Raw genomic sequence first — 18,870 nt, forward strand, 5'->3', positions numbered from 1 at the left:
TAAAATTTTTTTAATTTATTCTGCATTTTTATGAAATAAACACATTTTTGCGATGCCATTTTAAAGCTTCTACTCTAGGGAAATATTCTTTTTCATTGGGTGCATCTCAATGCGTGAATAAAGCCAAAAAGTTATTGCTTTTAGGGAACACCGGATCTGGGAACAGGGAACAGGGAATATATAGGAAAAAAGTATTTTTGCTTGCTATGAGATGCACCCTTTTCATTTGGCAACCAAAGCTGATTACTATTAAATTCCTTCATTGGTTTAGAATTGGGTGATTCTTCTAAGAAATTATTGGAAACGATGATTTTATAATCATCAGTTATGGTAAATAAACCTTTATCGAATGCCCAATGATGATTTTTACAAAATGATATGCCGTTATCTATTCTATTGTCATAAAATCTGGCAAATGGTTTGATATGGGCTCCATCTACAATATTTTGCTTTATTGACATGGTGACTTTCATTCCACAAAAAGCACATTTATAGTTATAGGTATGTACAACTGCTTTACGAAAGATACCATCTCTAACTACAGATTTTCTGAGATATGATTTAGGCTGTTTTTTCTGTTGGTTTGATAAATTAATTGAACTTTCTTCCTCATTATTGTCTTTTTGGAATCTTTCATTAATTACCATAAGTTCTTTAATATCTTTTTGATTAGCTGAAAACCAATTTGCAATGAGTACGTCTATTAATTCTTTTCTAGAATTTTGGTCTTGTAGTAGTTCAAAAAGTTCTGGGTCTAAACTGGCATAATCAACGACATCTTGGAATTTTTCAAGGGAACGAGGAGGCCGCTTTAAAGGATTATTTTTAAACTCAATATGCCAAAATCCTTCGCTCTTTAGATAGAAAAAAGGAAAATATAATTTATCTTTGCCTTCATAAGTACCAGAAGATAAAATATCCCAATGTTTATTAAAGGTACTCCTTAGTTCCTCAGATACAGTAATCTGATTATTATTGATTAAACCTTGCGTAATTAAATCAATTATAGACAAAAGTAAAATAGGTTTATATTCTGCATTCGGACCCAGCCTATTACTTGTTTTAAGTTTTGTAAAATGTTGACAATAGTATGCTAAATTTTTTCCCCTGTTTAATTCTTGATTTTCACTCATTTTTAGCGCTAGGAAAGATATCTATATTTTCAGTATTTATTTGTCATAAACTCGCAGATTAACTCAATAAATATGTCAAATTAAATCTCAAATAACTACCATAACTAAATTTACCGAATAATTAATTATTAATTATTAATTATTAAATGATTTTGGTTTAAAGCCTTCCCTTTTAAGGAAAAAAAAAGAAATAATATTTCCTTATATTCAATTCCGTAACGGTTTTAACCAGAGGTAATTATCAATTATCAATTATCAATTATCAATTAATGAACATAACTATTCTGATTCCTCCTTTTTCAAATTACAAAGTTAACTTGATTCGTTTCTCAGCAATACCTGTCACTGTAATGTTGTACTTCGACAAAATCAATAAATTTTTCACCCCTCCTCTTTACATAGAGAAATAAATTATAGTAATCAGGAATGATTTATGAGAAATGATATTGAATTTTCTTATAAATCAAGTAATACAGCAATCAATCTCTCACATCTGACTCCTGATTACTATATTTATTATAGCGATGCTAAATTGGTTATAAAAATTTTTATAACAGTTAATTTTCAAGGAAAACCTTTAATATTCTGATTCTTAACTATCACCAAAATATTACAACTGAAATTGGATTTATATAGATGTTATTTCTATTTTAAGTAAGGATGCAATCACGATCTTCAATATTCAAATCTATTAATACCAATTCACTTTAAAAATGCCATAAATAGTTTTAAACTTTAAATTTGAAATAATTTCCTGAAATTACTGAGCTTGTCTTTCATATCACCCATAGAAAAGTTTTTAGGAAAGAATGAAACCGAACAGCTTACTTCAATATCTAAAAAAAGTGCTTGAGAATTTAGGAACAAAATATGTAATTAATTTTGCTTATGCACTTACTGCTGAGTTTGAAGCAATTTTCAGTGTCAAAAATCTCAAAGTATCGTTATTTTGAGGGTAAAAAAAGACATTAATATTCACTCCTTGTGTTTCATTGGTTAATATTGACATAATGAATTGTATATGATAAACAAATAACTTACAATTAACAATCATATCAATCAAATAGTTTTTAAAAACATTTGTTGACAAAAATTTATATATATAGTAATTTTCAAAAAATATTAAAAATATTTTCAATAATCAGCGATGAAAAAGACCAATAAACCCACCTCAGAAATAGCAAAAGAAATTTTAGAAAATGATAATCGAGAAAGAGAAGCGATCGCCATCCTATTAGACAAACATATAGGCAAAGATGACAGACTTTTAGTACAAAAAACCATGATGGGAAATACAGAAGCTTACATTGGTTCCGTCACTCTAGAATGGTTAGATAGTCGTGTACGTTTTGCCTCTCAATTACCATTATTTCGGCAAAAATTTGATGTAGAAACTGACAATATAATTCGGGATGCAGAAACAATAGATGAAATTCAACAACGACCCTTAGATTGGTCTCGTCAAGCTCCATTAACCCTATATTTAGCAACAAGAAAAGCCCATAAATTTCCAGCAGTATTAGTAGTAATTAGCCCCAGTTGGGTAGATAATCCCAAAGCAGAAGAATGGAATAAAAATGGTGAAGCAAATAAATCTGCCACTGATTTTTTACCCCTAGATTCAGCCGGAAAAGTAGGATTATTAGACCTACGTTTAGAAGTAGCAGTATTTGCCCTAGACGGTCAACATCGACTGATGGGAATTCAAGGTTTAATGGAATTAATAAAAACAGGTAGGTTGCCTAGATATAACAAACAAAAAAAACCAGTAGGTGCAGCTATTAACATTGATGATTTAGCGGAAAGCCATCATATTGAATTGCCAGAATTACAAAAATTAGCTTACGAACAAATAGGTATAGAATTTATTCCGGCAGTAGTAAAAGGAGAAAATAGAGCACAAGCACGACGGAGAATTAGGTCAGTCTTTGCTCATGTAAATTTGACTGCTGTAAAATTAAGTAAAGGACAGTTGGCATTATTAAATGAGGATGATGGATTTGCCATTGTGGCTAGAAAAACAGCAATTTATCATCCTTTATTAAAAGAGAAAGATGATAGAAATCCACGAGTAAATTGGGATAGTGCGACTGTGGCAACTAAGTCTACTGTTTTAACAACTCTTCAGGCAATTCAAGAAATGTCTGAAAGATATTTAAAACCTCGTTATCCTCATTGGAAACCTTCAGACAGAGGTTTAATTCCCATGCGTCCTGAAGAAGAAGAATTAGAAGAAGGACTAGAGGAATTTATGTTGTTTTGGAATTATTTATCTAATTTACCTAGTTATTCAAGATTAGAAAATGGTGTCGAAACTCCAGAATTGAGAAGATTTAGTTTTGAAATAAAACCAGGAGAAGGTCATGTTTTATTTCGCCCCGTCGGGCAAATTGCTTTTGCTGAAGCTCTAGGAATTTTAATATACAAAAAGGGCTTTTCTTTGGAGGAGGTTTTTCAAAAATTAAATAAGTATGATGTAGATGGTGGTTTGAGTGGAATAGAATTTTCTGACTCTATTTGGTATGGGGTTTTATATGATTTTAATCGGAAGCGAATGTCCGTAGCTGGGAGAGATTTAGCTATGAGATTATTTATCTATATATTAGGTGGAATTTCTGACAAAATGGAACGAGCAGAAATTCGTCGGGAGTTGGCAGAAGCAAGGCGAGTTGCAGACAATCAAGCCGTAGATTTTCAAGGTAAGTTTGTGGAGTTAAAAAAGGTAGGGTTGCCGAAAATTTTGTCTTAGTGCCGCTATGGGGAAGTCAAAAGTCAAAAGTTAAAAGTTAAAAGTTAAAAGTTAAAAGTCGAGTACATGGTTTTCAGTCTAAAACCCTCAAAAAGTTAGTATTTTAGGCGCATAGTTGGGCATAAAAATCTTGGGACAATTCTTACCGAATAATTAATAATTAATAATTAAATAATTCTGGTTTAAAGCCTCCTCTTTTAAAGGGAAAAAAAGCGGTTGAGGGATGGCGTTTTGCTCCGCAACATATAAAGCGGAGCGACTCTGATAAGAGCGGGTCCCCTCGCCATATCCAATCAACCAAGAGAAGAAATAATATTTCCTTATATTCAATCAAGAGCGGTTTTAACCAGAGGTAATTATCCATTATCCATTATCCATTATCCATTATCCATTATCCATTATCCATTATCCATTATCCATTATCCATTATCCATTATCCATTAATGAATCCTACTTCCTCGTTCATTCCCATTTCTCCTGTCTTCCCCTCCTGGGAGGGGTTAGGGGTGGGTTGTCTCCTGTCTCCTGTCTCCTACCCCAGCAAAAAGACTTTCCATAAGCAAACCCTAAATATTTTTCTAAATACTGCCAATGTTGATGTCCGTATTCTTCTCGTAGTAAATTTTTCACATCAGCATTAATAACTAATTCTCCATCTTGATTATCTTGGAATAGTAGTCCATGAGCAAGTACCTCTTGTAAATTGGTGAGAGTATCTATTAAATTGGCGATCGAATAATGTTCTTCTACCCATTCAACAGGACTAGGTATTTCAGAATTAACATTTATTGGATTATTAGTATTAACTTCCATAATTTAATGTCAGCAAGAACCCTGAATTTTAATCAATTGTTCAATCCTAATATATCATCTGATTATTCATGCAGTAGTTTCAGTGAAGCTAGTCAAGGTGTTATTGTAACAAATTTTTATGTCTTTTGCGATCTAGATCAACGGTATAGTCTAACCCCTGGTGTTTAAGAAAATAATTGGAGCTACATAATGCGGAAGTGAGGATTAAAGAAAAGAAAAAAGTAAACGACCTTTTTTATCTATGGATCGATGCATAACCTCTACATGAGGTAGTACAAATGTCACAAATTAAGTAAGTCCTAATAAAGTAAAAGTTTTTGCTTAAAGTAGGACTTGGGGATTTAGATAAGTATTTTATAATAACTGGATTGAGTATAAGTCTACTATTCTGATTTGCACTATCTAAAGCAGTAATTAGTTAAACAGTGTAATTAAAATGACTATAAACAGATTTTATGGACAGTATTTTTATTCAAATAGTTGCTTATCGTGATTTAGAATTAGTCCCAACAGTAGAAGAAGCGATCGCCCATGCAACTCATCCTGAACGCCTTACTTTTGGCATTTGTTGGCAGTATGGTACGGATGAGGAAAAGGACTATATCAACAAACTTAAAGGTATTAAAGATTGTCGTATTATTGCAGTGCCTGCTTCTAAAGCTCGTGGGGTAGGTTGGGCGAGGTCTTTGGTACAAAAGTTGTGGCAAAAGGAACGTTATACCCTACAAATTGATGCCCACATGAGATTTTTGCCTGGCTGGGACATAGAATTGATTAAAATGCTGGAAATGTGTCCTAGTGAAAAACCTCTTTTGAGTACCTATCCTCCTGCTTACAAACCCCCCAGGGAATTGGTTGGGGATACGCCAAGTCGCTTAGAGGCAAAGGAGTTTGGAGATCCTGGTATTTTAAGTTTGAGAGCAATAGGCGATTTGAGTAAATGTAGTATTCCACAATTAGGAGCTTTTGTTGCTGCTGGGTTTATTTTTGCAGATGGGTTAATTATTGAGGAAGTACCCTACGATCCAGAGATTTATTTTACTGGGGAAGAGGTATTATTTGCTGCTAAAGCTTGGACGAGGGGATGGGATATTTATCATCCTAATCTTAGTGTTTGTTGGCATTTTTATAATACTGGTAAAAAGCGGGTTGTACATTGGGAAGATCATCAAAATTGGTGGGTACAAAATAAGATATCTGAATCTCGTTTTCGTCAGATTTTAGGCATGGAAACTGCTACGGAAGATTTTGGGATTTATGGGTTAGGAAATGTGAGAAGTTTGGCAGAGTATGAGGCGTTAGCTGGTGTGAGTTTTAAGGAACGTTGGTTTATTCGTTTTATGTAAGCATTCAGCTGTCAGCTATTAGCTATCAGCTATTCATTTTAGAGAAGGTAAAAGTAACCTTTGAAATTGAGAAAGAATAAAAAGTTACTAGCACAGTCTCCTTTCTAAACCTGAGAAGTAATTATTCATTACTCATTACTCATTACTCATTGCTGATAGCTGACTGCTAATAATTGAATGCTTACCGTTTTATTTAGGGAAGGAAGAATTTAGAAGTCAAAAGTCAAAAGTCAAAAGTTAGAAGTTAAAAGTTAGAAGTTAAAATTTAGGAAATTAGCTAACTACAAATATGAAAATTTTTTGCTTTGTTGGAAAGAGGAAAGTTGTCAGAATAGTAGTAGACAAACCCTAAATATTTTTCCCAAATTTCGGAATCTGACTGGAGAAGGTTTTGCTGCAGATGGCAGAGATTTTTTTGCGGTAAAAGGGAATGGCATTTGCGAAAATTTTTGCCTTTGATATAGATTAGAAAAAAATATAATTAATTCTCAAGCTAATAAATCATCTACTGCCACGCTAAAACCTATTAAAACTTTTTGAGTATTAACAACCTGGACAGAAGTAAACATTAAACCTTGATTTTCAGTAACTATTATTATCCATTTACTCTCAGGAAAAACTAACCAAACTTCTTCACCACCAGACTCTAAATATTCCTGAGCTTTTAAAAAGACATTTTCAGCTAAATCTGTAGGGGAAATAATTTCTGCACTTAAAGGAAAACTCTGAGGCAAAGTAGGATAATTTCCATATTCTGAAACTAATTCAGGAGTCAGATAAGCAACATCAGGCGATCGCCCTTGTTTGTTAGTACGACAAGGTACATTTGTATAAACTTTTCCACCTTGTTGACTGGCATTTTTATAGTTATCCCAATAACAACCAAGCTTAAATTGAATTTTTCCATGTCTTAATGTGATGCCGTTTTTTTCTATTAATTTGCCGTCTACCCATTCCATTTTTTCAGGAGGGTTTTTTGTGAATTATTCTAAGGAGATATTCTGATTGATGAGAGTAGAATTTATCATAGTTTAAGAAGGAATAAGTAAGAAAGAAGAAGGAAGAAGGAAGAAGGAAGAAGGAAGAATAAGTAAAGTAAGGATATAGCTTAGGAACTCTGTCAATTTTTTTAGGCAATGAAAAAGTAAGAATCAAGAATATGAAATTGTATTGATAGTAGAGTTTAGTATTAATACCAAAATCAAATTATCAAATTATTTTTGCATTTTTCGCAATTCATATTGTAGGGCTTTTACCTCTTTTTGTATACGTAATTCCTCTATTTCTTCCATAGTTAATTTATCTATGCTTGAATCTCTTTGTATATTTATGTTGTTCTTAGCTCTTTGAGTTTTACTGATTTGAAAAGGTAGTATTAGAAGCTCTGCAATTTTTTTAGAAAAAGTACCTATATCTCGAATGATAATTACAAATATCACTAATTTTGCTAAAAAAGCCAGAATGTCACCCGCAAAAGGAATTAATTCTAATATTTGTGGAAGAGTCAAAAACAAAATCAAGAAGGTGACAAAATTTATAATTCTAGAAATTTCATCCCTCTCCCCTTTATATGTTCTTGGAATAAATTTAACTTCACTAATATCTTGAATTGAGCAAAACAATTTTGGTACTTCATTTTCCTGAGTTTCTCTTCCCGACAAAAATCGAAATCCTACTTTACGTTTCGGTAAAATTTCTCTTATCAAATACCTTTTTTTTGCTTCATCTTGCTTACTATCCTTTATCTCAATTTCCTCTATACCCATTAAATTATCATTTAAAGGTGGCTCGAAAAATTGTTCTAAAATTCCAACGCTTGTAGAAAAAAGCTCAAAAGTAATTTCTTGATTTTTAATTACTTTTCTACCAGTATTTTCAATATCGCAAGAGATGATATACAAATCTGCAACCTGACAATTTTCACCATAAAGGATACTAATATTTTTCTGATCTATATCTTTTTTGAAATCTAAAATACTCAATGTATTTATTGTATAGGAAAGCTCCATTGCTTGGTCTTGACGTTGCTTTTTCGATGAGAAATAATTAAACAACGCTACTAAAAAGGCTGAGATAATAGCAATAGCAACCTTTTGCCAAAAATCATTATTCTCTAATAGTGCTTGAATTCCTGTCAGATATTCGTTTAAGTTATTCATCGAATAATCTCCTTATTTTTTTAAATAAAAATGATTAATTTGAGTTTCTGAATTTGTAATATTAAGAACTCCCATTTTAATTACAGCAGATTTCATCAACCTTGAGGTACGGCTATAACAGGCAAGATGCCTGTGCTACATTAGCATACCTGATTGAGATGAAATTCGCTATAGCTGCTAACTATTAACTATTAACTAATAACTGATAACTGATAACTGTTAACTGTTAACTGATTACCCACTGCCTAGTTCCGAAATATTTACAAGAATGAGCCGCAATATTCGCAGCATTTGCCAATACTTCTGTAAATTCTCCATGAAAAATATAGTGACAAAATGCTCCATGAAAAATATCACCAGCACCTAAAGTATCAACAGCATTAATTTTCGGAACTTCCACATTACCAAACTTACCTTGACTCAAATATATGATAGGTTTTTCTCCTTGAGTAATAGCAATATGTGGAATATTTTGATTTGCTAAATAAGCAAAAACTTCCTCTTGACTCTCACAGTTAGGAGGATAAAAATTAGCAGAACAAATAGCATAATCAACAAAAGGTAAAATTTCCTCAAATCCTGGTTTCCAACTACCACCATCTATAACAATAGGAATATTTTTTGACTTAGCAAGTTGAGCAACTTCTAAACTAGCTGCCATTTGATGACCATCGATTAAAACAATATCAATATTATGAATAATTTCTGGATAAATCAATTCTTTAGAGATTTGAGACTTAGTAGCATTGATAGAAATTACAGAGCGATCGCCTGTATTTTGAGTAGTAATAATTGATGAAACTGGTGGTGGTTCGTCACGATTTTTATCTAAGTCTTGTATTGTGACATTATGCTTTTCTAAATCAGCTCTAATTAAGTGAGTTATCGGATGATTTCCTAACCCACAGAGAAGAATTGTTTGATTATCAAAATAGCTAAATGTTACGGCAGCATTTGTGGCAGGTCCCCCTGCTGTAATAGTATAATCGGCAGCAACAACTTTTTGATTTTTTTCAGGATAAGTTGTTGTTAGATAAACTAAATCTAAGGTAATTAATCCGACAAAAAGTCCGGTTTTAGTCATAATAAAATAGGGAATAGGGAATAGGGAATAGGTAACAGGGAACAGGAAAGAATAATTGATAATTGATAATTAATCCCCAGAGGTTTAAGGTCTCTCCTTTTAAATGTCTAATTGATAATTAGGTAAGCATTCAGCTATCAGCAGTCAGCTAGCCTCCTCCGGAGGAACTACGTTAACAGCAATTAGTAATGAATAATTACTTCTCAGGTTTTATCCTGAGACGCATAGCAGTAACTTTTTATTATTTTGAAATTTCAAAGGTTGCTTTTACCCAGACCCAAAATTAATAGCTGATAGCTAATAGCTGACGGCTGAATGCTTACATAATTAGAGATAGTTTTCATTATCAATTATCCACAGAAAAGAGGGAATAGGGAACAGAAAAGAATAATTGACATTGATAATTAATCCCCAGCATTCAGCAATCGCCTATTAATTGGAAGAAGAGTTCATTAATTGATAATTGATAATGGATAATTGATAATTACCTCTGGTTAAAACCGCTCTTGATTGAATATAAGGAGATATTATTTCTTCTCTTGGTTGATTGGATATGGCTCCGAGACCTCGCCATCCCACCCTACGAGAAGCTGCGCTTTTCATGTCGGCGACAGCCGTTAGCGGAGCTTTGCGCTAGCAAAACGACCGCTTTTTTTTCCCTTAAAAGGGGAGGCTTCAAGGCGCGAATTATTTAATAATTAATAATTAATAATTAATAATTCGGTAAAAGCAATTGATAAATTGAGAAAAAATTATAAATTTAATGCTTGAAGTAAGCTTCTTTAACCGAATGCTGAATGCTTAAAAACGTTTCTCTAACCAGATTTGTAAATCCTCCAAACTATTAAAATCTAAAATATCCTCCCTTAAACTTTCCAAATCATCTAAAACCAAATCTTCAATCTGATTAATTATTGTGGCTGGAATTTCTCCAAAACGCTTTTTTAGTAAACGTATAATTAGAGCGATCGCTTCTTTTAAACGTCCTTTTTCTTCTCCTTTTTTTTCGGCATACATTATCCGCCCTCTTTCATCTTGCATTGCTATTGCTCGACGCTCAACTATATCTAATTATTCTCTACTTAGATTAATTCTATTAGCAATATTTAAAGCCTTTTCTATTTCAGAAACTTCCCCGATATTTTCAGGGATACTATCCAATTTTGTCGCATCTTTGAGAAAATATATCCATTTATCAGTCAAACTATTTAAGTCGGATAAAACTTTCTTAAATTTTGGTAATTATACGAAAATTAATCGCAATTGTTTGTCGAGGCATTCAAAGTTTTTCGTCTCCTCCTTAAACACAAATTTATTGATAAAATTATTAGGTTTTTCAAACAGAACAAAATCTGTAATTGTGACGGCGATAGCTGGATTTAGCAGAAGATAATCTTCTCCTGTTTCTAACTGATTTGCATAAGCTTTAGCTAGGTTGTAAGCTACTCGTTTTTTGAAACCTGACATTCTGGCAACTTGCATTTCAATAACTACAATTGAGCCGTCTACTAAAACTGCTTTAATATCTAAATATGTATCTTTTAAACTTATTAATTGACCAGGATTATAGGGGTTCAGGATTGTTAGAGATTGAATTACTTTTTTGCCTCCATAAATTATGGCATTGAGAAAGCTAATTAAGATGTCTTGACTTTGGTCGGAACCAAAAATTTTTTTGAAGGCATAATCGACTTTGGGATTAATAAATTTCATAATTATTTCTATTGAATTTTATATTTGTGGATTTTTTATCCAAATTCACCATTAGTTAAGTTTAGCAAATATTGTATTTGTAAATATTTAGCATTCAGCCGTCAGTTTTTAGTGAGTGATAAAAGTTTTATTCATTGAGCTAGAAAAATTTTACTATAGAACCCCTGAGTGGCATCTCTAAAAATTTAGGCGTACGCTCCTATTACTTAACTTAAGCATATATCTTTTCGGAGAAAGACATTTCCAATCATCAAAAATCAAATCAATTATTGTAGATAAATCATCAATTATTCCCCTCCACCGGAGGGGGAGGGGCGAGGGGTGGGTTCCCTACTCCCTCTTTTCTGGAGAGAGCTAAAAGATACGATCAGGGGTTCTATAAAAGTCAAAAAGTCAGCTATAAAGTTTATATTCACTTAAAACCTATCCTTAAACATAGGGTATTATTGCTGATAGCTAACAACTAATGGTATAATGATATTTGTTGGCATACTGTTTCTCAAATTACCGAATTATTAATAATTAATAATTAATAATTAATAATTAAACAATTCTGGTTTAAACCCTCCCCTTTTAAGGGAAAAAAAAATAATATCTCCTGATATTCAATCAAGAGCGGTTTTAACCAGAGGTAATTATCAATTATCCATTATCCATTATCAATTAATGAATACTCCCTACTCCCTACTCCCTATTCCTTAAAAAAAATGAATATATTAGTAGAAAATATAGGCATTCCTAGAATGCCATCTCATCTTAAATTACGACCCTATCAAGAGCAAGCTATTAATAATTGGTTTACAAATCGAGGTAGGGGAATTTTGAAGATGGCAACAGGTAGTGGAAAAACAATAACTGCCTTAGCGATCGCTACTCAACTTTATCAAAAAATTGCTTTACAAGCATTAATTGTGATTTGTCCTTACCGTCATTTAGTAACTCAATGGGCAAGAGAATGTGAAAAGTTTAATCTTCAACCAATTCTAGCTTTTGAGAATGTACATACTTGGCAAAATCAACTTTCTACTACACTTTATAATATTCATTCTGGCTATGAAGAATTTATTACTGTTATTACTACAAACTCTACTTTTATTTCAGATAGTCTCCAATCTCAGATTAAATATTTTCCTGAAAAAACTCTGATTATTGGGGATGAAGCGCATCATCTAGGTTCGCCCAAGTTAGAGAAAAGTTTACCAAAAAATATTGGTTTAAGACTTGCTTTATCTGCCACGCCAGAAAGATATTTTGATGACCAAGGAACTACTGCAATTTTAGATTATTTTGGTGAAGTATTACAGCCTGAACTAACTTTAGCTGATGCCATTAAACAAGGTGCTTTAGCTCGTTATCTTTATTATCCAGTTTTAGTAGAATTGACTGAAGCAGAAAGTCGCGCTTATGCCAAATTAACCTCCAAAATTGGTTGGGCATTATTATTATCAGAAAAAGAAAATGTAGAAATAGAAAAAGAAGATTTAACAGCTTTATTAATTCAGCGTTCCCGTTTAATCGCTTCAGCAACAAATAAATTAACAGCATTAAAAACATTAATGAAAAACCGTTTAAAAACCAGTCATACTTTATTTTATTGTGGGGATAGTTCGGTAGAAACTGAAGATATTTCAAATTTAAGGCAAATGGAAGCGGTGGTAAGAATATTAGGTTATGAATTAGGTTATCGAGTTAATACCTATACTGCTGAGACTCCAATTAAAAAAAGAGAGAAATTAAGACAACAATTTGAAAGTGGAGAATTGCAAGGTTTAGTAGCAATTAAATGTTTAGATGAAGGGATAGATATACCAGCAATTAAAAATGCAGTTATTTTAGCAAGTAGTCAAAATCCACGACAATTTATCCAGAGAAGAGGCAGAATTTTACGACCTCATCCAAGTAAGGAAAGGGCAACTTTATTCGATATGATTGTTCTGCCTCCAGATATGGGTAGAAGTAGTTTAGAAGTAGAACGAAATTTACTTAGAAAAGAGTTAAAAAGGTTCTTAGAATTTGCCGATTTAGCAGACAATGCTGGAGAAGCTAGAGTTAAATTATTAAGTATTCAAAAAAGATATGGATTATTAGATATTTAGGGCTTGCTGAATAAAGCTAAAAGTCAGGATAGTTAAGATAATTGAGCTTTTTATATTCAATTTATCTCCTAAGTTATTGGCTCTTATTGGCATCAATTTACTGAATTTTTCTGCTGAAATTCAAGAAAATTTCTTGACATAAAATGGCGAAACCATTGTCTGTTCCCCACAAATCGACCCGTCTCCGCGTCTCCGCGTCTCCGCGTCTCCGTGTCTTACCCCCACCAACCAATTTTTTCAGCAGACCCTATTTAGGGCTTGCCGATTAAACCTACATTTCGCACGACAAAACGTAGCATAAAAATATAAGTCAAAAGTCATATCAAGTCCGGTTAAACAGTTATAGAATGGTTAACTCAGGAGGAGTCAGTCCTCAGTCCTCAGGAGTCAGGAGGAGAAAGAATTACAAAGATAAGTGTAGTTATGACGATTGGAGAATTTTTTTATGTGCAATTAACCGGATTTGATATCAAAAGTCAAAAGTCAAAAGTAAGAAGAAAATGCTTCCCGTTGTTATGACTAAAAAATAAGGTCTGGCCTTTTCAAGGGGATGAAAAAGCGGTCGATCTTCGGAGCTTCTCGTAGGGTGGGATGGCGAGGAAACCTGCGCCATATCCAATCGACCAAGAGAAAATAAAGTTCAATATTTCAAGCCTCCGACTTTCCTGCGGAATGCTGCGCAAACAGGCAGAGGTACTGATAACTGATAACTGAAATGACATACACCAATCGTGGGCAAGATGCCCGCACAGCAAAACTTTCACCCTTTACTCTGTACATTATTTGCACAAAAGAGTTTCATCATCTATCTTACAGTAGTCCTGCGTAGGAGGTATAGCTTGAGAAATCTGTGGATAATATTCAAGTATTTCTCTAACGCCCTTGGCTACATCTTCCGAGGTAACAATGGTAATGATTTCCAGGGCTTCTTCTATGCTCGAAGAAATACCTCCTCCTGTAATGCGGTTACCATCTCTGACAACACGATGATAGCCATCTCGTATCTTTACTTCCGGAAACTCCCTAAGACAAGGCATAAACTCCCAGTGGGTAGTGGCCTCAAATCCATCAAGTAAACCTAATTTCGCCAGTAAAAGCGATCCACTACACACCGAAGTTATCCAGGTTGATGTTGTGCTTAATGTCTTGATGTACTCTAGTAAAGTATCGTTCTTCAAAGCGGCTGCTGTGGGTTCAGGTCCGCTTCCCGGTACGAACAGGATATCTACTTTATCTATTTCTTGAAAGCTTTTATGTGGTTTCACCTGAACGTTCGCAGAGGCAAATTCCACCAGTTCAGTGCTCTCGGCAATAAGGTAAGTGGTCATTGTGTGGTCGCTCACGTCTTCCACAAGAGAAAAAGGTTCCAGGGCACCCATTACATCTAGTAAACCTACCCCCTCATATAATGGAATGCCTACAGTATATTTTTGGCCCATCGTTTCGCTCATAATCAAAATCCTATTTATCTTACGACCTAATTATTATAGAGAAATAATATAAAAGTGTTTTCTATCAAAAACAAATTTTAATCTTTAGGTAAAAGCGATACCTACGAATACTTTCACTGCCTTAAAAGAAGTCAACTACGTCGTCGATAAGTCTTTAAATGGAGTTCGTTGAAAAGAATTCAAAAAATCCCAAACAAACTCAATGCAATCGGATAATACCTCGTGATTTTTTTCTCCTAAAATCACCAAGTTTTTGTTTTGAGGATAAGCCCAGCGTTGCATATGGGCAATACTGAATCCTGCCTGTTTTTGTTCTTCTAAAGGTGCTTTTCTCACCGCATCCCACAACACAATACTCGGCTTCTCCAGAGCAGTAGCAATGTGAGATGGTCCCGTATCAAAGCCAATATAGATGTCGCTAGCCCAGATCAAAGCCATCATCTGGCGAACAGTTGTTTTGGTACTAAATACGGACAAGGGCTTCTGCTGGAAATTTTCGTGGCCAATTTGGAAAAAACTAACTTGCTCTTTGAGGGTTTCAATTAAAAGTAACCATTTATCTAGATACCAGGGAGATTCTGACGAACTCGCAGATCTGCCATAGGGACATAAACAGATGACTGGACGTTTGAGGTGAGAGAGCGATCGCAATCCCCACTGCATTTCCTCAAAGGAAAGAAACAGAGAACCGCGCAACTGCCGAGGACGAAGATTGTAGGGAGCACAGAGATTGGTAATCTCATGTCGGGATTGGCAGAAATTATCGAACTCTGGATTAATGGCGTCCATAATAGCTGGATCTAGCTGATTGGCATCAATCATTTCTTCAACATAAGGATTGTTTTCCCAAATGATAGTATTCCAATCCTCTCCTGGGTCGTCTGGATCATTAAGGTTCTTGGTAATGTCAGAAGCGCAGAGGATTTTGACCGGACTTCCTTTTTGTAAAGCAAATTCTTCAACTAAGCGAGTGTAACAAACCAAACTGCCGAGAGCCAACCAACTGGGGATAGCCAGATCGCAGCCATACTTGGCAGCATAGTGTTTGGAGTATAGATAAGGTTCTGTTTCCAGAAATCTACGGGGTTCTTCAGTAGGGCATTGGGTATTTTCCATTGACTTAAGCTATTACTAATCTTTACTAATCTGGTCAGTATAGCACGTCTAAATCATTTGGTAAGAACCTGTAGGGCTTGCCCCCTACGGAAATTGCATAATGATTTTGGGTTTGCTATAGGATAATATATAAATCATTTTTGCTTGTTACTCCCCGTCAGGAATAGCATCAGGTAATTCATATTCCAAATATCGTAAACGGGGAAAAAAGTAAGCTACGGATGTCATTAAAATAGTCAAAGCCCCCATGCAAATGAAGAGTAAGCCAATACCACGACCAGGGCCAGTACCGATCGCCCAACCAATACTCCTGACAACAACACTATCTTGAGTCATCAAAGGTTCAAAGATGCGATCGGCTAGCGGTCCTGCAACAAGATAAGACAGAGGAAGCGTCGCCAAAGCTACTGATTTCCGAAAGGCAAAAACGCGCCCTTGGACTTCCGGAGCTACCTTGCGCTGGTAAATAGCTTGAATAGCACTATTAACTATAGGAATAGCTAGTAGCAGAGAAAAATTAGCACAAGCGAGAAGAATAGCTGAGGGGCGAAGACCTGCAAAGAGTACAGACAGCCCAATCGCCAACATACTGATAAAAACAGTTGTCATTTGATTCTGCCAGCCGCCCCAAATTGTCATAATTAATCCCCCAATAACCATACCAGCATTGGCGCAGGACACAACAATCCCAAGGGTTGTCACCGATGCAAAAGAAAGGACTAAGGGGATATCCAGAACCTGAGTGGCTCCAATCAGAAAGTTACATAGCGCAACCAACAGTACCAGTCCCAAAAGACCAGGTCGCTGCACGAAATATTTCCAGCCATAGGTTAAATTTTGTATAAATGACTCCCGTTCGGTTTGCTCCTCTCCCTAAAAGGAAGAGGATTGAATAAAAGGAAAATTTTTTCTTGTTTCTCCTTTACAGCGCTTTTCATTCGAGTAGGCCACAAAGTCAGCCATCTATTGTGGAATTCACAGCCCTCGTTTCGCTTACCACCTAACACCTAACACCTACAACCTAACTTTTTAACTGTGGTTTACCTATTTAAAAACTGCTGTAAATGAGAGGCTTTAAACCTTAATTATTCGGTAATAGTAGCAGGATAATAAATTAATTTTTGATTCTACAGAAACCTACTTGCCTCAAAGTATGATAAGTAAGTTTTAAATAATTCTCGATTCACTTCCGTTAATTCGATGTCGCTTCCCTTTAAACCTTCAACTACATTGCTGCGATCGTACTTGACCGCGTTTTTTGTGCCGGAGAGTGACTCCGGGAAGTTGGGTAAATAAGGGTAGAGAGGATTGTCAGGAACTTCAATCAATTGGGAGCGCCAATGGGTATAGTCAATTTCTTCTAAGTCATAGCCTAGCGATCGCACCCACTTAAAGATATCCCCCAGGAGGACTGATTCTGGATTGATTAAATGAAATGCCTTCCCGAAAGAATCCTCTTTTTTGAGACAGAAAAACAATCGCTTTACTCGCATAATCTACCGGAATCAGGTTTTCCTCAAAACCCTCCCAGGTCGGAAAATGTTTGAGTTGAATGCACCCTTTTATAAACCGCGACAGCAAATCGTCGAAATTAGAAACACCAGTTTTACTGTTACCGCTAATCCTCGAAGGTCGATAAACCGTTATCGGCAAACCCCGCTTGGCAGCTTCCCAAACCAACTGCTCTGCCACCCACTTTGTCTGAACATAACCAACCGCAAGCAAATGACGATGATTGGCAATCGCTGACTCCAGAATCGGTTTGTCGCTTTGGGGGCAGAGAACAGGCTAATAGTCGAAACGTAATGAACCGGTTTAATTTTAGCCAGACTAGCCATTCTTAATACTTCTTGGGTTCCCAAAACATTTGCATTTTTTAACAGGGAATAGGACAGGAGATGATGAACTTTAACTCCAACATGATAAATAACATCAATTTCTTGGCATAAATTATCGTACTGACTTGCTGAGATTCCAAAACCACTGGTTCCCAAATCTGCGATAATGGGGATGATTCGAGAGCTAAAATCTTCATTCCATAAACTAGATTTTTTTAACTTGTCCTTAAGTTTTTCCCATGAAACAGGGGACTGTAACTGGGGGAACGTTCCGGTTCCAGGGCCTCTACTACTTTTTCAAAGGGAAGCTCCTGATGGCTGTAAGCATCCAGAGCCACCTGTCGCACCCGAACGAGCAAATCTTGGAAACTGGGATTGCCTTCCATGGGAGTTCGCAGCACCAAAGTATTTACAAAGAAACCGATGAGAGATTCCGTCTGATGATTGCGGTTGGCAACGGGAACACCGATAGGAATATCGTCCTGAGAACTATAGCGCGATAGCAGCACCGCAAAAGCCGCCAGCAAAGTCATAAACAAAGTGCTTTGGTTTGCCTGCGCAAAAGTTCGCAACCCTTGGGAGAGCGAGGCATTCAGTTGAAAAGGAACCCGTCCCCCTCGAAAGGTCTGTACTGGTGGACGGGGGCGATCGGTGGGTAAGTTGATAGGAGAGGAAATGCCTGCTAGCTGCTGTTTCCAATAATTGAGTTCTGTTTCCAGAATAGTTCCAGTTAGCCACTGACGCTGCCACACTGCATAATCGGGGTACTGAATCGGCAAGTCTGGAAGGGGAGAGGCTTGCCCGTTGGCAAAGGCAGCATAGAGAGTCGAGAGTTCCTGAAACAGGAGTTCCATTGACCAGCCATCCGAAACAATGTGGTGCAGGGTGAGGAAAAAGGCGTAATTTTCTGGAGACAATTGCCAGAGGGAAACTCGTATAGGTTCGTCTTTTTCGAGGTCAAAGGGAGTTTCGGCTTCTGCTGTAGCTCGTTCTTGGAGAAACTGCTGGCGTTCTAATGGGGGATTTTTTAAAGTTTGCAGCTTTAACTGAAATTTATTTACAGTCGCTATTGTTTGGTGAGGAATGCCGTTAACTATTGAAATGCGAGTGCGCAGAATAGCATGACGGCGAATAATTTCTTGCAGCGATCGCTCTAGGGCTGCTACATCCAGATCCCCGCTTATTTCTAAGGCAACGCTAACATTATAGGTGGCGTTGGGCGCTTCTTCTAACCGATTGAGAAACCAAAGGCGACTTTGGGCAAAGGAGAGGGTTATGGGTTGCCCTTCTGATACCACCGGAATAATATCTGCTTTTGTCGTTTCTTCGCTCTTGGTAATAATCTCCGCCAACTATGATACTGTTGGCGATT

General features: G+C 35.6%; 20 protein-coding genes and 1 pseudogene. 5 read left to right on the plus strand and 16 right to left on the minus strand.

Annotated features, from left to right (window positions below):
- Positions 1–140 precede the first annotated feature (140 nt).
- Positions 141–1,133 carry an HNH endonuclease gene (locus F6K54_RS12560; RefSeq protein ID WP_293077938.1) on the minus strand — a complete coding sequence of 331 codons (993 nt, stop codon included), beginning with the start codon at positions 1,131–1,133 and terminating at the stop codon, positions 141–143.
- A gap of 809 nt (positions 1,134–1,942) precedes the next feature.
- On the opposite strand from F6K54_RS12560, the gene F6K54_RS12565 reads away from it, so the two are divergent.
- The gene (locus tag F6K54_RS12565) at positions 1,943–2,086 is read left to right on the plus strand and encodes a hypothetical protein (protein WP_161564374.1); all 144 of its coding nucleotides are present in this window, start codon (positions 1,943–1,945) and stop codon (positions 2,084–2,086) included.
- Positions 2,087–2,280: 194 nt separating this feature from the next.
- A complete protein-coding gene (locus F6K54_RS12570; protein ID WP_293077943.1) occupies positions 2,281–3,882 on the plus strand; it encodes a DGQHR domain-containing protein in 1,602 nt (533 codons plus the stop codon).
- 462 nt (positions 3,883–4,344) lie between these two features.
- On the opposite strand, the gene F6K54_RS12575 is transcribed toward F6K54_RS12570, so the two are convergent.
- Entirely contained in the window at positions 4,345–4,695 is a 351-nt protein-coding gene (locus F6K54_RS12575) for a hypothetical protein (protein WP_293077945.1), read from the minus strand.
- A 6-nt stretch (positions 4,696–4,701) separates the two neighbouring features.
- Here F6K54_RS12575 and F6K54_RS12580 point away from each other — a divergent pair, with 6 nt between their 5' ends.
- Positions 4,702–4,863 (plus strand): hypothetical protein, encoded by a 162-nt coding sequence (locus F6K54_RS12580; RefSeq protein WP_293077947.1) that lies wholly within the window; start codon positions 4,702–4,704, stop codon positions 4,861–4,863.
- 287 nt (positions 4,864–5,150) lie between these two features.
- On the plus strand, positions 5,151–6,041 hold the full coding sequence (locus F6K54_RS12585) for a GlcNAc-transferase family protein (RefSeq protein ID WP_293077949.1): 891 nt from the start codon (positions 5,151–5,153) through the stop codon (positions 6,039–6,041).
- Positions 6,042–6,529: 488 nt separating this feature from the next.
- Here the strand turns inward: F6K54_RS12585 and F6K54_RS12590 are convergent.
- The 7 genes and pseudogenes from F6K54_RS12590 to F6K54_RS42885 all read right to left on the minus strand — a co-directional run.
- Positions 6,530–7,003 (minus strand): annotated as a pseudogene (locus tag F6K54_RS12590) (Uma2 family endonuclease); the annotation flags it as partial.
- A gap of 252 nt (positions 7,004–7,255) precedes the next feature.
- The gene (locus F6K54_RS12595) at positions 7,256–8,200 is read right to left on the minus strand and encodes a hypothetical protein (RefSeq protein WP_293077951.1); all 945 of its coding nucleotides are present in this window, start codon (positions 8,198–8,200) and stop codon (positions 7,256–7,258) included.
- A 226-nt stretch (positions 8,201–8,426) separates the two neighbouring features.
- Entirely contained in the window at positions 8,427–9,284 is an 858-nt protein-coding gene (locus F6K54_RS12600; protein ID WP_293077952.1) for a sugar kinase, read from the minus strand.
- A gap of 432 nt (positions 9,285–9,716) precedes the next feature.
- Positions 9,717–9,887, minus strand: coding sequence for a hypothetical protein (locus tag F6K54_RS12605; protein ID WP_293077954.1), 171 nt, complete (start codon positions 9,885–9,887; stop codon positions 9,717–9,719).
- Positions 9,888–10,085: 198 nt separating this feature from the next.
- Positions 10,086–10,325 (minus strand): DUF4351 domain-containing protein, encoded by a 240-nt coding sequence (locus tag F6K54_RS42875; RefSeq protein WP_366558116.1) that lies wholly within the window; start codon positions 10,323–10,325, stop codon positions 10,086–10,088.
- 30 nt (positions 10,326–10,355) lie between these two features.
- Complete coding sequence (locus F6K54_RS42880; RefSeq protein WP_366558117.1) at positions 10,356–10,487, minus strand: hypothetical protein; 132 nt, start codon at positions 10,485–10,487, stop codon at positions 10,356–10,358.
- Between the two features lie 39 nt (positions 10,488–10,526).
- On the minus strand, positions 10,527–10,997 hold the full coding sequence (locus F6K54_RS42885) for an Rpn family recombination-promoting nuclease/putative transposase (protein ID WP_366558118.1): 471 nt from the start codon (positions 10,995–10,997) through the stop codon (positions 10,527–10,529).
- A gap of 707 nt (positions 10,998–11,704) precedes the next feature.
- Between F6K54_RS42885 and F6K54_RS12615 the strand changes: the two genes are divergently transcribed.
- Complete coding sequence (locus F6K54_RS12615; RefSeq protein WP_293077956.1) at positions 11,705–13,093, plus strand: DNA phosphorothioation system restriction enzyme; 1,389 nt, start codon at positions 11,705–11,707, stop codon at positions 13,091–13,093.
- A 779-nt stretch (positions 13,094–13,872) separates the two neighbouring features.
- On the opposite strand, the gene F6K54_RS12620 is transcribed toward F6K54_RS12615, so the two are convergent.
- The 7 genes from F6K54_RS12620 to F6K54_RS12640 all read right to left on the minus strand — a co-directional run bounded on the left by F6K54_RS12620 (position 13,873) and on the right by F6K54_RS12640 (position 18,796).
- Positions 13,873–14,544: a DJ-1/PfpI family protein gene (locus tag F6K54_RS12620; protein ID WP_293077958.1), complete on the minus strand. Its 672-nt coding sequence runs from the start codon at positions 14,542–14,544 to the stop codon at positions 13,873–13,875.
- 135 nt (positions 14,545–14,679) lie between these two features.
- Complete coding sequence (locus F6K54_RS12625) at positions 14,680–15,660, minus strand: glycosyltransferase family 9 protein (RefSeq protein WP_293077960.1); 981 nt, start codon at positions 15,658–15,660, stop codon at positions 14,680–14,682.
- Between the two features lie 147 nt (positions 15,661–15,807).
- Positions 15,808–16,299 carry a hypothetical protein gene (locus F6K54_RS12630; RefSeq protein ID WP_293077961.1) on the minus strand — a complete coding sequence of 164 codons (492 nt, stop codon included), beginning with the start codon at positions 16,297–16,299 and terminating at the stop codon, positions 15,808–15,810.
- A gap of 488 nt (positions 16,300–16,787) precedes the next feature.
- Positions 16,788–17,153 (minus strand): hypothetical protein, encoded by a 366-nt coding sequence (locus F6K54_RS12635; protein ID WP_293077963.1) that lies wholly within the window; start codon positions 17,151–17,153, stop codon positions 16,788–16,790.
- Positions 17,050–17,385 (minus strand): SDR family oxidoreductase, encoded by a 336-nt coding sequence (locus F6K54_RS42890; protein WP_366558119.1) that lies wholly within the window; start codon positions 17,383–17,385, stop codon positions 17,050–17,052. Before F6K54_RS42890 ends, F6K54_RS12635 begins: the two co-directional genes overlap by 104 nt.
- Positions 17,304–17,675: an SDR family oxidoreductase gene (locus F6K54_RS42895; protein WP_366558121.1), complete on the minus strand. Its 372-nt coding sequence runs from the start codon at positions 17,673–17,675 to the stop codon at positions 17,304–17,306. The genes F6K54_RS42890 and F6K54_RS42895 overlap by 82 nt, the downstream gene beginning before the upstream one ends.
- Positions 17,676–17,713: 38 nt before the next feature.
- Positions 17,714–18,796 carry a condensation domain-containing protein gene (locus F6K54_RS12640; RefSeq protein WP_293077965.1) on the minus strand — a complete coding sequence of 361 codons (1,083 nt, stop codon included), beginning with the start codon at positions 18,794–18,796 and terminating at the stop codon, positions 17,714–17,716.
- Positions 18,797–18,870: the final 74 nt, after the last annotated feature.

Origin of the sequence: Okeania sp. SIO3B5 (assembly GCF_010692555.1) — a bacterium.
Lineage (GTDB): Bacteria > Cyanobacteriota > Cyanobacteriia > Cyanobacteriales > Microcoleaceae > Okeania.

Bases quoted from the DNA above. Each gene is read 5' to 3' on its own strand.
- F6K54_RS12560 (WP_293077938.1), bottom strand. From the start codon at position 1,133: ATGAGTGAAAATCAAGAATTAAACAGGGGAAAAAATTTAGCATACTAT.
- F6K54_RS12565 (WP_161564374.1), top strand. From the start codon at position 1,943: ATGAAACCGAACAGCTTACTTCAATATCTAAAAAAAGTGCTTGAGAAT.
- F6K54_RS12570 (WP_293077943.1), top strand. From the start codon at position 2,281: ATGAAAAAGACCAATAAACCCACCTCAGAAATAGCAAAAGAAATTTTA.
- F6K54_RS12575 (WP_293077945.1), bottom strand. From the start codon at position 4,695: ATGGAAGTTAATACTAATAATCCAATAAATGTTAATTCTGAAATACCT.
- F6K54_RS12580 (WP_293077947.1), top strand. From the start codon at position 4,702: ATGTCAGCAAGAACCCTGAATTTTAATCAATTGTTCAATCCTAATATA.
- F6K54_RS12585 (WP_293077949.1), top strand. From the start codon at position 5,151: ATGGACAGTATTTTTATTCAAATAGTTGCTTATCGTGATTTAGAATTA.
- F6K54_RS12595 (WP_293077951.1), bottom strand. From the start codon at position 8,200: ATGAATAACTTAAACGAATATCTGACAGGAATTCAAGCACTATTAGAG.
- F6K54_RS12600 (WP_293077952.1), bottom strand. From the start codon at position 9,284: ATGACTAAAACCGGACTTTTTGTCGGATTAATTACCTTAGATTTAGTT.
- F6K54_RS12605 (WP_293077954.1), bottom strand. From the start codon at position 9,887: ATGAAAAGCGCAGCTTCTCGTAGGGTGGGATGGCGAGGTCTCGGAGCC.
- F6K54_RS42875 (WP_366558116.1), bottom strand. From the start codon at position 10,325: ATGCAAGATGAAAGAGGGCGGATAATGTATGCCGAAAAAAAAGGAGAA.
- F6K54_RS42885 (WP_366558118.1), bottom strand. From the start codon at position 10,997: ATGAAATTTATTAATCCCAAAGTCGATTATGCCTTCAAAAAAATTTTT.
- F6K54_RS12615 (WP_293077956.1), top strand. From the start codon at position 11,705: ATGAATATATTAGTAGAAAATATAGGCATTCCTAGAATGCCATCTCAT.
- F6K54_RS12620 (WP_293077958.1), bottom strand. From the start codon at position 14,544: ATGAGCGAAACGATGGGCCAAAAATATACTGTAGGCATTCCATTATAT.
- F6K54_RS12625 (WP_293077960.1), bottom strand. From the start codon at position 15,660: ATGGAAAATACCCAATGCCCTACTGAAGAACCCCGTAGATTTCTGGAA.
- F6K54_RS12630 (WP_293077961.1), bottom strand. From the start codon at position 16,299: ATGACAATTTGGGGCGGCTGGCAGAATCAAATGACAACTGTTTTTATC.
- F6K54_RS12635 (WP_293077963.1), bottom strand. From the start codon at position 17,153: ATGCGAGTAAAGCGATTGTTTTTCTGTCTCAAAAAAGAGGATTCTTTC.